General features: G+C 44.2%; 14 protein-coding genes. 5 read left to right on the top strand and 9 right to left on the bottom strand.

The genetic code is table 11. From position 1 onward, the window contains the following. Positions 1-272: 272 nt before the first annotated feature. Positions 273-1,031 (top strand): hypothetical protein, encoded by a 759-nt coding sequence (locus HY200_05150; protein ID MBI3594326.1) that lies wholly within the window; start codon positions 273-275, stop codon positions 1,029-1,031. Positions 1,032-1,240: 209 nt separating this feature from the next. Here the strand turns inward: HY200_05150 and HY200_05145 are convergent, their stop codons facing one another. The 8 genes from HY200_05145 to mazG all read right to left on the bottom strand — a co-directional run bounded on the left by HY200_05145 (position 1,241) and on the right by mazG (position 8,213). After that, positions 1,241-1,558: a divalent-cation tolerance protein CutA gene (locus tag HY200_05145; GenBank protein MBI3594325.1), complete on the bottom strand. Its 318-nt coding sequence runs from the start codon at positions 1,556-1,558 to the stop codon at positions 1,241-1,243. 6 nt (positions 1,559-1,564) lie between these two features. Further along, positions 1,565-2,119 (bottom strand): hypothetical protein, encoded by a 555-nt coding sequence (locus HY200_05140; protein MBI3594324.1) that lies wholly within the window; start codon positions 2,117-2,119, stop codon positions 1,565-1,567. Further along, positions 2,116-2,637: a type 4a pilus biogenesis protein PilO gene (pilO, locus tag HY200_05135; GenBank protein ID MBI3594323.1), complete on the bottom strand. Its 522-nt coding sequence runs from the start codon at positions 2,635-2,637 to the stop codon at positions 2,116-2,118. Before pilO ends, HY200_05140 begins: the two co-directional genes overlap by 4 nt. Further along, positions 2,634-3,173 (bottom strand): PilN domain-containing protein, encoded by a 540-nt coding sequence (locus tag HY200_05130; protein MBI3594322.1) that lies wholly within the window; start codon positions 3,171-3,173, stop codon positions 2,634-2,636. Before HY200_05130 ends, pilO begins: the two co-directional genes overlap by 4 nt. Beyond that, positions 3,170-4,168, bottom strand: coding sequence for a hypothetical protein (locus HY200_05125; GenBank protein ID MBI3594321.1), 999 nt, complete (start codon positions 4,166-4,168; stop codon positions 3,170-3,172). The genes HY200_05130 and HY200_05125 overlap by 4 nt, the downstream gene beginning before the upstream one ends. Positions 4,169-4,402: 234 nt before the next feature. Next, positions 4,403-6,130 carry a Flp pilus assembly complex ATPase component TadA gene (gene tadA, locus HY200_05120; protein ID MBI3594320.1) on the bottom strand — a complete coding sequence of 576 codons (1,728 nt, stop codon included), beginning with the start codon at positions 6,128-6,130 and terminating at the stop codon, positions 4,403-4,405. Continuing rightward, positions 6,127-7,338, bottom strand: coding sequence for a type II secretion system F family protein (locus HY200_05115; GenBank protein MBI3594319.1), 1,212 nt, complete (start codon positions 7,336-7,338; stop codon positions 6,127-6,129). The genes tadA and HY200_05115 overlap by 4 nt, the downstream gene beginning before the upstream one ends. A 92-nt stretch (positions 7,339-7,430) precedes the next feature. Then, entirely contained in the window at positions 7,431-8,213 is a 783-nt protein-coding gene (gene mazG, locus HY200_05110) for a nucleoside triphosphate pyrophosphohydrolase (protein ID MBI3594318.1), read from the bottom strand. 145 nt (positions 8,214-8,358) lie between these two features. Here mazG and clpB point away from each other — a divergent pair, with 145 nt between their 5' ends. Further along, a complete protein-coding gene (clpB, locus tag HY200_05105) occupies positions 8,359-10,941 on the top strand; it encodes an ATP-dependent chaperone ClpB (GenBank protein MBI3594317.1) in 2,583 nt (860 codons plus the stop codon). On the opposite strand, the gene HY200_05100 is transcribed toward clpB, so the two are convergent. After that, positions 10,942-12,024: an Mrp/NBP35 family ATP-binding protein gene (locus HY200_05100; protein MBI3594316.1), complete on the bottom strand. Its 1,083-nt coding sequence runs from the start codon at positions 12,022-12,024 to the stop codon at positions 10,942-10,944. A gap of 153 nt (positions 12,025-12,177) precedes the next feature. Here HY200_05100 and HY200_05095 point away from each other — a divergent pair, with 153 nt between their 5' ends. The 3 genes from HY200_05095 (at position 12,178) to HY200_05085 (ending at position 14,724) form a co-directional block, all read left to right on the top strand. Continuing rightward, positions 12,178-12,570, top strand: coding sequence for a hypothetical protein (locus HY200_05095; protein ID MBI3594315.1), 393 nt, complete (start codon positions 12,178-12,180; stop codon positions 12,568-12,570). Between the two features lie 16 nt (positions 12,571-12,586). Next, complete coding sequence (locus tag HY200_05090) at positions 12,587-13,411, top strand: M48 family metallopeptidase (GenBank protein MBI3594314.1); 825 nt, start codon at positions 12,587-12,589, stop codon at positions 13,409-13,411. A gap of 128 nt (positions 13,412-13,539) precedes the next feature. Beyond that, complete coding sequence (locus tag HY200_05085; GenBank protein MBI3594313.1) at positions 13,540-14,724, top strand: fatty acid desaturase; 1,185 nt, start codon at positions 13,540-13,542, stop codon at positions 14,722-14,724. Positions 14,725-14,841: the final 117 nt, after the last annotated feature.

Below are 14,841 nucleotides of genomic sequence, written 5' to 3'. Positions count from 1 at the left end.
AAAAGAAATAACATCTACTCTTCTTCATTTACGATTCCCCAATGTATTACTTGAACAGAATGATATATTTTTTGGTTTTAGAAAAGCTTTTATTTTCCCAACAAGTTTTAAATATCATTAACTGGAGCTAAAAGATGGAATATTTTAGTTCTTCCAGACCTCTTCAGTCCTGTTCCGTCAATAAACAGTGTAGGTTAGAAGTGATTATCTTTGATACACTGGTAAGGTTTTGGTACTATTCCAAGATGCTACAACACCTATATGAGATCAAATTGTGGCTCAAATCAATTGTATGGCATCTGCATACGATATATACGTTAATAAGCCTTGGAACAATTTCCTTCGTTTATAATCGTTTTTTCAGAAAATATTTTAGCTTTCCAAAGCTTAATGAGATGTTATTTTGGTTCTTTGGATTTACTATTTATTTTGTTTTTTCTTCCTATTTTTCCTGGAGCGAACACGAATTAGAAATTCAGGACAAAAATAAAGAGATTGCAAGAATTGAAATAAAGGCAGAAAAACTAGAAAATAACAACGTGCAATTAAGTAATCAATTGGAGGAGAGAAATAACTTCGTTCAAAGTCTAACTGCGACGAATCAAGGCTTGTTAATAAAACGACGTCAAAAGTCCCCTCGAATTGTTTCGAAATCTAAGGACAAGCCAGACGTATATGTTTTGAAAACGGAAATGAAAACAAAAGGGGGACTGTACGAATTAGTAAATATCCTTGAAAATTCCGGAGCTATCGGCGCTTTTGTCAAAACCCGCCTGGTTATTAATTTAGATAATCACGCTGAGACCGATATTCATCACAGTATATTTTTACCACCCCATAACACCAAAATCATTACTACTTATTTTAATGAACAAAACTACTTGAGTATTATTCATGGCACAAAACAATTAGAGGTGGATATTTACCTGGATTATGTTGCCAATGATGACGATAAGACTAAATATCCCACCGTTATTGAGCGTCGAGCATTTGTTCCAAAAATGAATTCATTTAATGTCGCGCAGAAGTAAATTCTGCTTCCGAATAATCGACTTCGGACCAAAAACACAAGCTATTAATAAGTACCACCCAAGACAGAAAATGTTAAGTCTCTAACCGCAACCGGATATTCTCTTTCTTCCAGAATTCCACAACTCTGGTCCATACTCTCAATACACGATTCGTAGGTGCAGTTTTGACGCAGGTAGGCAGCCTGCGGTGTTTCAATGAGCATCCAAAATCATAGCAGTGTTTCTTCAATCCAGTGTAAATACTCCTCCGACCCTTCAACCAGAGGAAGTGCAATAATTTCCGGAACCGTATAGGAATGAAGCGATTTTACTCTTTGAACTATCGCAGGAAAGAGGTTTTTTACCGATTTTGCGACAATCAGCGTTTCTTTTTCTTGAGAAATTTCTCCTTGCCAGTAAAAAAGAGAATTCACCGCGGATATCATATTTCCACACGCAATTAGTTTTTCCGAAACGAGAATCCTGGTAATTTTTTCGGCCTCTTCCGACGATGGACAGGTAATCAAAATGACAATAAACTCGGTCATAGTGGTTTATTGAGAAAGGATCAACGTCGATTCTACGCCGGTCGCTTTATCTCTTAGGACAGCTTGATTGGGATTTAGATCTTTCAGGATAAAACTCCCCACAATTGTCTCGCCCTTGCCGACATTAAAAAGCTCACCCCCGCGGGAAAAGAATCCTTGTTCTTTGCTTTTTCCCCTGTCGAGATAGCCCAAATATTTAAATTCCGAGAGACTTTTTGTTGCTTGTGCCCTGGCAATCTCCTCAGGAGTCGGAGGAGGGGGGACATAAACTGGAGGTGGGGGAGGAGGAGGCTCCACTTTGGGCGGAGGGGGAACATAAATATGAATCGGTTCAAATATGTTCTTCGTGATGGTCAATGGCTGAGGGGACGCCCTGAGCAGGTCAAGGCGGACCGTGGAGTCTGTAGAATTGAAAACAGCCGCTGGAGGAGAAACATCTCCTTTTTTATATTTTAAAGGGAGATGTTTCTCCTCCAGCTGATGGTTGTATTGATAAATAAATACCGCCACCCAGAGTGCCATGAGAAACAGGAGTGCCAGCGTTTTTCGAGTCTGTGTCATATTTTATTTGTTTTTAACAACGTGATCATTTTCAATTGAAGTTCAAGCAGGCTCCCCTCCTTGCTCGATTTACCAAGATTCATATCTTCAATCACATAGAGGGATTTAGCTGATTCAATATCCGCAATAAATTCCCGAATCGATTCGTATTTGCCAATAACCGAGAAAGCAAAAGAAACCCGCAGGAATTCTTGTTCCACTTTCTCTTTCTGATAAATAACCGAAGGAACCGTCAGATGATATTTTTTGGCGATGACCATCGGCCGATTAATCACGTCCGCATAATTCTGCTGATCTTCAAGCAGATTGACAAATTGGTCGAGGTCCCGTTCCACCTTTTTTCTCCGCAGAACAGCATCCATCTGTTTCCGCGTCTCTTTCCATTGTACTTCCTTATTTTCAAGAGATTGTTTTGAAGCCTGCAAAAAGAAAAAGAAGGAAAAAAATATGATCCCAATCAATATAATTGCGACAACGGCTTCTCTCTTATACATTTCAAAACGATTAAACAAATTCATATTTTATCTTTTTCTTTATAATTCAGGTGAATCAAAAAGTCGGTCCGGTTGTTGATCGTCTGTTTTTGATCTAATAGAAAGACATTGCTGAATTGCGGCTTCCGCTCCAGGGAAAGAATCAGATTAGTAAGTTCTTTCAAAGTCAACGCCTCGCCCGACAGGTTAACCGAAAAATCATTAAAATGCGGTTCGATTTTCTTAATGGAGATGTCTTTCGGTGTCGCTTTCTCAAGGCTATTTAGAAACCCTGTCCAAGAAAATGACTTTTTTATGATAATTTCATTGACCAATGCCACTTTCTGGTCGAGTTTCTTGGCATCGGAGGTCCCTTTTTCTCCACTCTTTTCTTTTTCAATTAAAAGTTGTAGACGATCGATGCTGGCCTGAAGGTGGTTCGTCTCAAACCGGTTCCATTCCGATAGCCGATAGGAATAGTAGAGGAAGCCGACCGTGACCAGAGCCAGGACTGCGAGAACCCATTTCGACACTTGCTTTGAACGGTTGGGAAATTCTGAAAAATTGGTCGTAAACTTCAAATGATTGCTCCTGCCGCAGCGGCAATGGCCGGAGAGAGCTGAAACATATCCCCATTTCTAATCAGTTCATTTCTATCCAACCCGGGAAAGAGCCGCGGCGTCAATAATAAGACTTTTAAATGGTGCCGCCCGGCGGCGTCCAAAACCGAATTCGGAATTTCCCGAAGACCGGTCATATAAAGTTGAACTTCGGAAATTAACTCTGCGTCTCGATAATGATACTGCAAGGCGGTTTCAATTTCATTGACGATTTTGAGCTGGTTGTTCTCATCAATCTTTCCTTCCATACCGTCTTCGGAGCTCCGCAATCCGACGGTCCGAATATATTGTAGAATTTTCTTTTCGAAAACCATCAATGTAAAATAGTTGTCCAATACGGATAAAAAAAGGAAGTTTTCGCTCTTATACTGATCGAAGATGAGATCATGATAAAGGTTAAAGATATTGAGCGATGCAGAATTGATGACTTTTGGAATCCGTTGAAATGAAAGCAGCGGGCCTTCGTATTCAGCAAGGATATTCTTTAAAACGGCGGTTCCAAGAATAAGGAAGTATTTTTTTGAAATTCCCGATTCAGCCTTATTTTTAAAACTTTTGTCCGACTGGCCGATCAGCTGATGGGAGAAGCGGGATTCTCCGATTTCCGTGACGAATTTTTGCTCCATATTCCATTTAATCATCTGGTTCAATTCAATCAGAGGAGGAATTTCGTTCTTGATTTCAATGAGCACCATACGGGAACTGAGATCGGGAAGACTCAAAGAGATTGATTTGATTTCCGGCCGGTCAGCAAATACTTTCTGAAGATGATCCCGGATTTCCTGGCTGCTTAAAATATTTGATTCGGTTGGCGAATGGCGGACCGCATTCTTGGATAGAAAGATCAGCTCGAAATCCTGAATCTCGAATCCTCCTCTTTTCTGTTTTAAAATAGCAAAAGAAAGGTAATCCTTGCCAATATGCAATCCTGCTTTTAAGGATGAAAAGAGCGTCATGTTTTATACCTCACTAAATACAACTCAATTCTTCAAACTTGTCAAAAAGCTTCTGATTAAAATGTAACCAGGTTTAATCATTTTAGATAGATTTATCCCGTGCCTGGAAAAGCGCTTGATCAAAAGGCTTTAGTTGCGAGGCCGCAGGAACGAGGCAACCGGAGCGCACATAAAACGTACGTGAGGATTACCGAGCGACGAGAACAAAGCAAATGAAGCCTTTTCAACAAACGCCTATTCTATAAAGGTCACCCGGTTGATTTCTCTCAGCGTGGTCTCTCCCCGGTATACTTTTTCCAGACCGGATTGCCGAAGTGTTGTCATTCCTTCTTTTACCGCTTCTTTTCTAATTTCAGAGGCCGGCCTACGGACAAGAATCATCTCCCGGATGGTATCCGAGAGGTCCAGAAATTCTGTAATGGCTTTTCTTCCTTTAAAACCGGTTCCATTACACTCCGGGCAGCCTTTCGCAAGATAAAACTTGTGGGTGTATACGACATCCTGTGTTAATCCGGAATCTTCCATCAACTGACTTGAGATCGGGGCCTCTTCCCTGCAATCCATGCAGAGGGTTCGGACCAGTCTTTGGGCCAGAATGCAATTGAGCGATGACACAAAATTGTATGGTTCAATTCCCATATTGGTAAATCGACCGACCACGTCAAACGCGTTATTCGCATGAACAGTTGTAAAAACCAGATGACCGGTTAATGCCGACTGAATTGCGATCTGCGCTGTTTCAGCATCCCGGATTTCTCCAACCATGATCTTATCCGGGTCATGCCGGAGGATCGACCTAAGTCCCCGGGCAAACGTCAGTCCCTTTTTCTCATTGACCGGAATCTGTACGACATGGCCCAACTGATATTCGACAGGATCTTCAATTGTGATAAATTTATCTTCGGAGCTCTTGATTTCGGTGATCGCGGCATATAATGTGGTCGTCTTTCCGCTTCCGGTCGGTCCCGTGACAAGAACCATGCCGTAGGGTTCGATGATGGCTTTTCGGAATTTTTTCAAATCTCCCGGATTGAACCCGAGACGTTCCAGGCGGAGTTCGTTAATATCCGTCGCAATATATTCTTTGTCGAGAATTCGAATCACCACGTCTTCACCGAAAATGCTGGGCAAAATTGACACCCGGAAATCGACCTTCTTATTATCCAGTTTGAGTTTAAACCGGCCATCCTGCGGAACTCTTCTTTCGGCAATATCGAGTTCCGACATAACTTTGATTCTGGATATCAAAGGGGCATGAAACTGAGCATCAAGCGGTTCCATGGCCTGATAGAGGGCTCCGTCGATTCGGTATTTGACTTCCACCTGCCGGTCAGAAGCTTCAATATGTATATCGCTGGCCCTTTTCTGAAGTGCCGTTAAAATAATCGTGTCGACCAACCGGATGACCGGACTGGAATCTTTGGAAAGCTTTTCAATTGAAAGGGACTCTTCCCCTTCGTCCGTTTCCCGAATTAGCTGGGGCTTAAAATCTTCCTCAATTTTTCTCAAAACCTGGCTTGAACCTTCCGATTTTTTAAGCGTGTCCAGGATACTTTGCCGGGTTCCAATTTTAAATTTCAGGCTTTTATTCAAGACAAGTTCTAATTCATCCAGGGCAGACGCATGAATAGGATTCGAAATCACAATGGTCAAAATGCCGTCATTTTCTTCAAAGGGGACAAATGGGTACCGGTACATCAGCTCCACCGGAATCGTTTGGAAAAATTTCTGGTCCATTCTGAAGTCTTTGAGCGGTTCATAAGGGAGCTGGAACAATTCTGAAAAGAGTGTCGCCATCTGCTCCTGCGAGACCGTTTCAGATTTAAGAAGCTCTTCAACGACGTTGATGTTTTTGCCCCCGACGCCATCAGGAAAAAGAGTCTGGATCGTCTCTTCTTTGACCCATCCTTTTTCAATTAATTTTTTAACGATTGAATCGCTGCTTTTCGGTACAATTCTCATTTGAGGGTCCCCGCCAAATTGAATATGGGAAGATACATCGCGACAAGGATGATGGCAACCAATACGCCCATGACGAGTAGTAAAACCGGCTCAACCCAGGTCGTAATTCGAGTCAGTTTCTGATCTAACAACTCTTCCTGAAAATCGGAGATCTGGTTTAGCATATCTTCAAGCGATCCGGTCGTTTCGCCGACATCGATCATTTCCAGCGCAATTTTGGGCATCAGGTTTGCTGAACCAAAGGCCGCCGAGAGCGTAGATCCTTCACGGACTTTCTGGATGGAAAAATGAACTCTTTTCGCAAAGTTCCTGTTGTTGAGCGACTGCGCGACCATTTCCAGCCCTGTGACCAGGGTTATTCCTCCGCTCAGGATGGTCGCCAGCGTACGTCCAATCGTAACCACCTGCTGCGTCTTGACAATCTCTCCGAGAGTAGGAACATTGAGAATAAGTGTATCTTTCAATTCCATTCCCTTTTCCGTCGAAAACCACTTTTTCGAAATAAAGAAAAATGCTCCTCCTGCGAGAATAATCCAGATGAACCGGGCTTTTAAAAAATGAACAAACGAAATAAGCGCCTGGGTGATCCACGGGAGCTCTTGTCTCGCATCGGAATATATTTCGGAAAACGTCGGCAAAACATACGTCAGAAGGAAGAGGATGACCCCCGCGCCAACTACCATTAAGAAAAGAGGGTAGGTTAAAGCGGTCGCAATCTTTTTTCTAACCGCCAGAATCTTCTTATAAAAGAGAATATACCGATTTAAAATTTCAACCAGATTTCCGCTTTTTTCTCCAGCCCGGATCGAAGAGATATAGATTTCAGGAAAATAGCGCGGATAATGCGCAAGCGCGTCCGAGATGGTGGAGCCTCCTGCAATCTCCTTTCGAACGCCTTGGAGGGCCAGCTTAAAGCCGGGAATAAGCGCTCTTCCTTCGAGAAGATCAAATACTTTCAGGATAGAAAGACCGGAACGGATCAAAGCGGACAATTCATAGTTAAAAATCAGAAATTCCTGAGACGAGATTTTCTTGTTCGACAGAAACTGGATATTTTTGGGGCTAAATCCCGCTTCCTTTTTAACCCAAAAAACAAGGAATCCCTTTTTTTCCAGGGACTCCTTTAAAGTCTCTTCGCTAACACCTTCGTATTTTTCTTCTTTAATGATTCCATCTGCCGTGGCGAGACGGCAGGTGTAGGTAGGCATAAGTGGTTTATTTTCCTAAGTATTTCATTTTTTTAAAGTATAGAAGACATTCCAGGAAAATGCAAGTTAGGCGGGTACTTTAGGCAAAAACTTCAGGACGAACCCTCTTGTTTCTTAGCCATTAACCAGAGCTGATCCCATTCTTCGGCTGTGAGATTTTCAAGCAAAACACCCCTTCTTTTGGATTCATCTTCCATCTTTCGAAAGCGTTTGATGAATTTTTCCGTTGATCCTCGCAGGAGTTGTTCGGAGTCGAGTTTTAAACTTCTGGCGAGATTGACCAGAGTAAAGAAGAGGTCTCCTGCTTCGTCTTCAATCTCCTCAGAACAATTTGTTTCCAACGCGCCTTTAAATTCTTTCCACTCTTCTTCGAATTTGGCAACAACTTCCTTTTTTTGGGTCCAGTCGAAACCGATTTTGGATGCCTTTTTCTGAATTTTTTGAGCCCGCATCAACGCCGGAAGTGAAGGAGGAACCCCGTCGAGACAGGATTCCCGGCTTCCACTTTTTTCCATCATTTTGTTTTTTTCCCAGTTCATAAGAACCTGTTCCGCGGAATGAAGTTTGGTATCACCAAAGACATGAGGATGTCTCGACTTTAATTTTTCAATCAATCCCTTCAGTACCTCCTCAATTGAAAATTCCCCCTTCTCCCTCGCGATCTCGGCGTGAAATATGACCTGAAGCAGAAGGTCTCCCAGCTCCTCTGTCAGATGACCTCGATCCTCTGAATCGATCGCCTCGATGACTTCGTGGCTCTCTTCGATAAGATAGGGGATGAGACTTTTGTGGGTCTGCAGTTGATCCCAGGGACAACCCTTTTCACCTCTCAGGCGCGTCATGATGTCCACTAATTCGTCAAACGATCCGCTCATCGAAGATAAGGTACTTAAATCTCTCAAAAAGTGCAATTTAATCTTTCGTTCCTTGACTTTCCGGATTTCAGCCTCAAATACTCATTATCATACAGAGTGAATGAGTGTATTTTTTATGACTTGAAAATGGAAGGAAAACAAGATGATACGGCCTGAGAAACTCACCGTCAAAACACAGGAAGCGCTTCAAAATGCTCAAAAAGAGGCGGAAAAGCGAAACCATCAGCAATTTGACCTCGAACAGCTTATTTTGACCCTGATCGATCAGGAGGGCGGAATAATCCTCCCGATTCTTAAAAAACTCGGCGCGAACATCGAAAAATTAAAGAAGGATCTGGAATCAGAAATAAAAAAACTGCCGCAAGTCACCGGTGCAGGGATCTCTTCCGGACAAATTTTTATCGCACCACGTCTGTTACAAACATTTGAAAAGGCTGAGAAAGAAGCGGATTACCTCAAGGATGACTATATCAGCACCGAGCATCTTTTGATCGCCTCGTCCGAAGACCAGGGCGCAGCGGGAAAGATTCTTCGTTCGCAGGGCATTTACAAGGAAATTATTTTAAAAGCACTGGTAGAGGTGCGGGGCTCACAGCGTGTTACCGATCCGCATGCAGAAGACAAATATCAGGCGCTCCAAAAATACAGCCGGGACCTGACTGACGCCGCACGAAGAGGAAAACTCGATCCGGTCATCGGAAGGGATGAGGAAATTCGAAGAGTGATTCAGGTGCTATCGCGCAGAACAAAAAATAATCCTGTATTAATTGGCGAACCCGGAGTTGGGAAAACGGCCATAGTCGAAGGATTGGCCCAGCGGATCTCCAAAGGTGATGTTCCGGAAGGACTTAAAAATAAAAGAGTCGTTGCACTCGATATGGGGGCGCTGATTGCCGGCGCTAAATTCCGGGGGGAGTTTGAAGAACGCCTGAAAGCCGTCTTAAAAGAGGTGGTCGATGCGGCCGGAGAAATTATACTTTTTATTGACGAACTTCACACGCTGGTGGGAGCAGGTGCCGCAGAAGGGGCTATGGATGCATCGAATATGCTCAAACCCCCTTTGGCAAGAGGAGAACTTCGTTGTGTCGGAGCGACCACACTTGAAGAGTACCGGAAATATATCGAAAAGGACTCCGCGCTGGAACGCCGTTTTCAACCGGTCGTAGCCGATGAACCCACCGTGGAAGAGACAATTTCCATCTTGAGGGGTTTGAAAGAGCGTTATGAGGTCCACCATGGCGTACGCATCAAGGATTCGGCAATCGTCAGCGCAGCGGTACTCTCAAATCGTTATATTTCAGACCGTTTCCTTCCTGATAAAGCAATTGACCTGATTGATGAATCGGCTTCGAAACTCAGAATGGAGATCGACAGCATGCCAACGGATCTGGATGAAATCGAGCGAAAAATACTCCAGCTCGAAATCGAACGGGAAGCGGTTAAAAAAGAGAAAGACTCTGAATCACTTGAAAAACTGGATAAGATTGGCCGGGAAATCGCCTCCCTCAAGAGTGAAAGCGGCGGATTAAAAGTTCAATGGCAGATGGAAAAAGAAATCATCCAGGAAATCAGGAAGAGAAAAGAGGAGATTGAAAACGCAAAGCTGGAAGCCGAAAAGGCCGAACGGGAGGGTAATCTCGGCCGGGCCGCAGAACTAAAATATGGCCGGCTGGTTGAATTAACCCGGTCGCTTGAGAACGCGAATCTGAAATTGCAGGGATTTGACAAGAGAATGCTCAAAGAAGAGGTGGATGAAGAGGATATCGCCCATATTCTTTCCAAATGGACCGGCATTCCGGTTTCGAAAATGCTGGAAGGGGAAATTGAAAAGCTGGTTCAGATGGAAGAACGGCTAAAACAAAGAGTCGTCGGCCAGGAAGAGGCCATTGAAGCGGTTTCTAACGCAATACGCCGTTCAAGAGCGGGAGTCGGAGACCCCAATCGGCCACTGGGTTCATTTATTTTTCTCGGTCCAACCGGAGTTGGGAAAACAGAACTTGCTCGGGCCTTAGCGGAATTTTTGTTTGATCAGGATGAAGCGATGATCCGGATCGATATGTCGGAATATATGGAAAAACACTCGGTTTCACGGCTGATCGGCGCGCCTCCCGGATATGTCGGATTTGATGAAGGGGGTCAGCTCACGGAAGCGATCCGCCGGAAACCTTATTCGGTCCTGTTATTCGATGAAATTGAAAAAGCGCATCCCGATGTTTTCAACGTCCTGCTTCAGCTGTTAGACGATGGACGGCTGACAGACGGTCAGGGAAGAACGGTCGATTTTAAAAACACGGTTATCATCATGACCTCCAATCTCGGGAGCCAGGAGATTTCAGAACTGGCCAAAGACGAAACAAAAATGAGAACCCGGGTTATGGGAGTTCTACGGGAGCATTTCAGACCTGAATTCTTAAACCGGATCGACGATATTATTATTTTCCACCCGCTCACGATGAAACAATTAAAAACAATCGTCGATATCCAGCTCGTTCAACTTAAGAAGCGCCTTTTAGAAAAGAAAATCGAGATTACGCTGACCGATGCGGCAAAAGAATATCTTGCATCAGTAGGATACGATCCGGTCTATGGAGCCAGACCGTTAAAAAGACTGATTCAGAGAGATATTCTGAACCCTCTGGCATTTAGAATTCTTTCGGGTGAATTCAAAGAAGGAAACAAGGTCAAAGTCGATGCGGCCGACCAGACCTTATCTTTTAAACTGGCTTAATCAGACCGTGACGATTTTTAGCGTAGATCCTTTTGCATTCATCACGCTGATCTGGGCCGCCAGCAGACCAGCGATCTGAACAAACGATCGGGCCTGGGGCGAGTCGGGGTCGGAAACGACAATCGGACGGCCAGTATCTCCCCCTACCCGAATAGCCGGATCGATCGGGATCTCTCCAAGAAACGGGACTTTTAACTTGTCAGCTGCAGTTTTACCACCCCCACGACTGAATATTTCAGTTTTTTCGTGGCAGTGCGGACAGCAGAAATAACTCATATTCTCCACGATTCCCAGAAGAGGAACATGGACCTTTTGAAACATGGCGAGACCTCTTTTTGAATCGAGAAGCGCCACATCCTGTGGCGTGGTCACAATGATCGCCCCGGTCAATGGAATCAGTTGAGTAATACTGAGCTGTGCGTCACCTGTTCCAGGTGGAAGATCGATCAATAGATAATCCAGTTCTCCCCAGTTCACATCCCGAAGAAATTGCTGAATTGCTCCGTGAATCATCGGTCCGCGCCAGACAATCGGGGTATCATCTTCAACCATGAAGGCCATCGAAATAAATTTGACCTGGTGGCTCTCTGCAGGCTCCAGTTTTCCCCCTTCGGATACAGGCGCCTTCGAAACTCCCATCATCAACGGAATATTCGGACCATAGACATCGGCATCGAGCAAGCCGACTCTTGCGCCCGCTTGCGCCAAAGCCACGGCCAGATTCACTGTAACTGTCGATTTACCGACGCCTCCCTTTCCACTGCTCACGGCAATCGTGTTTTTAATGGTCGGAATGAGATTCTCTTTTCCTCCCGCTTTTCCAGAAGTCACATTGGAGGTCCAGTGAATATCAATCTTGCCCGCGTCCGGGAAATCCTCTTTAACCGCCTTTTCTACTCGATTTTGAATTTCCCCTTTCAAGGGACAAGCAGGGGTCGTCAGAACAATGGTTAATGAAATGTCCTTGCCATTAATTTTGAGATCTTTCACCATATTCAGGGTAACGATATCTTTAAACAACTCGGGCTCAATCACCTTTTTCAATGAATTCATTACTAAATCTTCTGTCATGTGGGTTCCCATTCCATCTCCAAATTTAAGTTGAGTCTATCCAATAGACCCGCTTCAATTGCGCACAATATCAAATTCATCATAGAACGCGGTTTCTGCCGGTGTCAAGTTTTACCTATTCTACCGAATTTGATAAAGAAACGGTTTGCCTATATACTTACAACAATGATACGAAATGCTTTAGCGAGCTTCATCGCACTTTCCCTCCTTTTCATAATTTCCCAGCCGATTGAAGGAAGAACCCAGGAGCCATCCGAGACCGAACTGCAATCGCTAACGGGAAAATTAACTCTGGTTGAAATTCACTTCCTGTCGTCCACGATTCAGGTTAAGAAAAGCGGTAAAAAAGGGGGCCTTCGTTCCGTCAGGGCCATTGTCAACAGTAAAACCTTGATTCAATACCAGGGAAAGGATATTCTACTCAAGGAGATTCCGCTCCAGTCAACGGTTCACCTGGAATATGAACGAATTAAAGGGGTAATTGTCGCTCGAAAAGTTGTTATCAAAAAACTCTACGTCAAACCTCTTCCCAAAGAGAAAAAATCACCCAAGAAATAGTCCTCTGTTCACAAGAATGACTTCCATCAACCTATCACGCTTTTTTCTCTTCCCCCTGCTTTCTCTAGAACTCCTTAACGCCTGTTCCACGGCACCTGTCAGCGGCCGCTCCCAGTTTATTCTCCCCACAATCGACTCCAAAAGTGAAATCAGAATGGGGATACAAGCCTACAATGACGTTGTAAAAAAAGGGCCCATTTCAAAGGACCCGAAGACAATGGATCTCGTCGCAGGCGTGGGAAAAAAGATCGCCGCAATCGTCGAAGACCCGGCAAAAGGAAGACTGATCGGATTGTCTGTCCCTCCCCACTATCCGTGGGAATTCACGGTGATCGATGATCCTAAAACCGTCAATGCCTTTGCGCTCCCCGGGGGGAAAGTGGTCGTTTACACAGGCATTCTCCCCTTTACAAAAGATGAGTCCGGATTGGCCACAGTTTTGGGACATGAAATCGGCCATGCCATCGCCAGACATGGCGTCGAACGAATGAGCCGGGGACAACTCGCGGAACTTGGCGCCGCCGGATTGGAAATTTTACTCGGGGGTTCGGGTAATGATCAGGAAAGAGGCGTCATTCATCAGGCATTTGGAATCGGAACGAATGTCGGAGTCATGCTCCCTTTCGAAAGATCGCAGGAATCGGAGGCAGACCACATCGGACTTAACCTTATGGCCATGGCCGGCTATAATCCTGAATCAGCGATCCCATTCTGGCAACGGATGTCTGCCGAAAACAAAAATCATTCGCCTGAATTCTTATCGACCCACCCTGCCGATCAGAAAAGAATTGACCAGATCAAGGCCTGGCTTCCCGACGCCCTGAAACTTTACAGACCTTAATCCGATTCTCCCGCTATGATCAGGATTGGATTTTCCCATTCTTGATATTTCTCTTTTTCTCCCATGGCATAAATACCCATTAAGTGGTATGATAGAAAGAGTTGCTCCTTTTGAAAGGAAACAAAAAGATGAACAAAAAGTCCAATACAGGCGAAAAACTTCCGTCAGCTTCTGATATTTACTGGCTTAACGGCATCTTTTTGATCCTAACACCCCTTGTCTCTCTCATCGGAATTCCTCTCCATCTCGCAATCGTCGGCTTTTCATGGAACAACTTGATTTTATGCGCATTATTTTTTGCGGCAACCGGGTTATCGATCACGGGAGGATATCATCGGCTTTTTGGCCATCGATCCTATGAAGCCAATGCTTTGATCAAATTTTTCTTTCTCATTTTTGGCGCGGCGGCTTTTCAAAAGTCAGCTGTAAAATGGTGTTCAGATCACCGGGATCACCACCGTTTTGTAGACCAGCTGAATGACCCCTATAGTATTCAGAAAGGATTCTTTTACGCTCATATCGGTTGGGTCTTTTTTAAAGATCGGGAAAGCACCTTTGAAAACGTTCGAGATCTTCGAGAAGACAAGCTGGTTTGGTGGCAACACTGCCATTATTTTCCCATTGCAGGATTGATGGGATTTGGAATTCCCTTTCTTTTAGGTATGATTTATCACGATCCCTGGGGCGGATTGCTCTGGGGTGGTTTTGTCCGTACTGTTTTGGTCCATCATTCGACATTTCTCATCAATTCGCTCAGTCACTACTTAGGGAAACAGCCTTATTCTCTCAAGAGTTCTGCCCGCGACAACATGCTTACGGCCCTACTGACCTTTGGTGAGGGATATCACAATTACCACCATCAATTCCAATTCGACTACCGGAACGGGATTAAATGGTATCAATGGGATCCCACCAAATGGATGATTAAACTGCTCGAAGCGTTCCGTTTTGTCAAGAAACTGAGAAAGGCATCTGATGAGAGTATATTCAGAGCCCGGATTCTTGTCCAACGAGAAAGAGTTTTGCAGAACATGAATCGATTTTCAAAGACCCTTCCCGAAGCACTCGAACAAAGACTCAATCAGGCCCATGAGAAACTTCTGGCAGCCGGCATACGGTGGAATCGAATGAAGGTCGAATATAAGATTGTAAAAAGTTCCCTGGAAAACCGCCGTATTGAAATCTTGAATAAATTAAGAGACGATCTGGAGTCGTCTCAATTTCAGCTTAAAGAAGCCTATGCTAACTGGAATAATCTAATTCTTGAATTCTACAGTTCTTACGGGAATCCTTCTATGCTCCCTTCGTATTAATTTTCCACCGCTGAATGTTTGATCTCGTCGCTCAAAATCGCTTTTTTCGAACTCTACGTAATACTCATATGTAAATTCGGGTCCTGTCCTAAATTCCTGCCACGAAGGCTTTTTCCA

The organism is Nitrospirota bacterium (assembly GCA_016194305.1).
In the GTDB taxonomy this organism is placed as follows: domain Bacteria; phylum Nitrospirota; class Nitrospiria; order JACQBW01; family JACQBW01; genus JACQBW01.
This window is presented reverse-complemented; position numbering and strand designations above follow the sequence as displayed.

Coding starts and splice junctions, on each gene's coding strand:
- HY200_05145 (MBI3594325.1), bottom strand. CDS start 1,558: ATGACCGAGTTTATTGTCATTTTGATTACCTGTCCATCGTCGGAAGAG.
- HY200_05140 (MBI3594324.1), bottom strand. CDS start 2,119: ATGACACAGACTCGAAAAACGCTGGCACTCCTGTTTCTCATGGCACTC.
- pilO (MBI3594323.1), bottom strand. CDS start 2,637: ATGAATTTGTTTAATCGTTTTGAAATGTATAAGAGAGAAGCCGTTGTC.
- HY200_05125 (MBI3594321.1), bottom strand. CDS start 4,168: ATGACGCTCTTTTCATCCTTAAAAGCAGGATTGCATATTGGCAAGGAT.
- tadA (MBI3594320.1), bottom strand. CDS start 6,130: ATGAGAATTGTACCGAAAAGCAGCGATTCAATCGTTAAAAAATTAATT.
- HY200_05115 (MBI3594319.1), bottom strand. CDS start 7,338: ATGCCTACCTACACCTGCCGTCTCGCCACGGCAGATGGAATCATTAAA.
- mazG (MBI3594318.1), bottom strand. CDS start 8,213: ATGAGCGGATCGTTTGACGAATTAGTGGACATCATGACGCGCCTGAGA.
- HY200_05100 (MBI3594316.1), bottom strand. CDS start 12,024: ATGGGAACCCACATGACAGAAGATTTAGTAATGAATTCATTGAAAAAG.
- HY200_05095 (MBI3594315.1), top strand. CDS start 12,178: ATGATACGAAATGCTTTAGCGAGCTTCATCGCACTTTCCCTCCTTTTC.
- HY200_05090 (MBI3594314.1), top strand. CDS start 12,587: ATGACTTCCATCAACCTATCACGCTTTTTTCTCTTCCCCCTGCTTTCT.
- HY200_05085 (MBI3594313.1), top strand. CDS start 13,540: ATGAACAAAAAGTCCAATACAGGCGAAAAACTTCCGTCAGCTTCTGAT.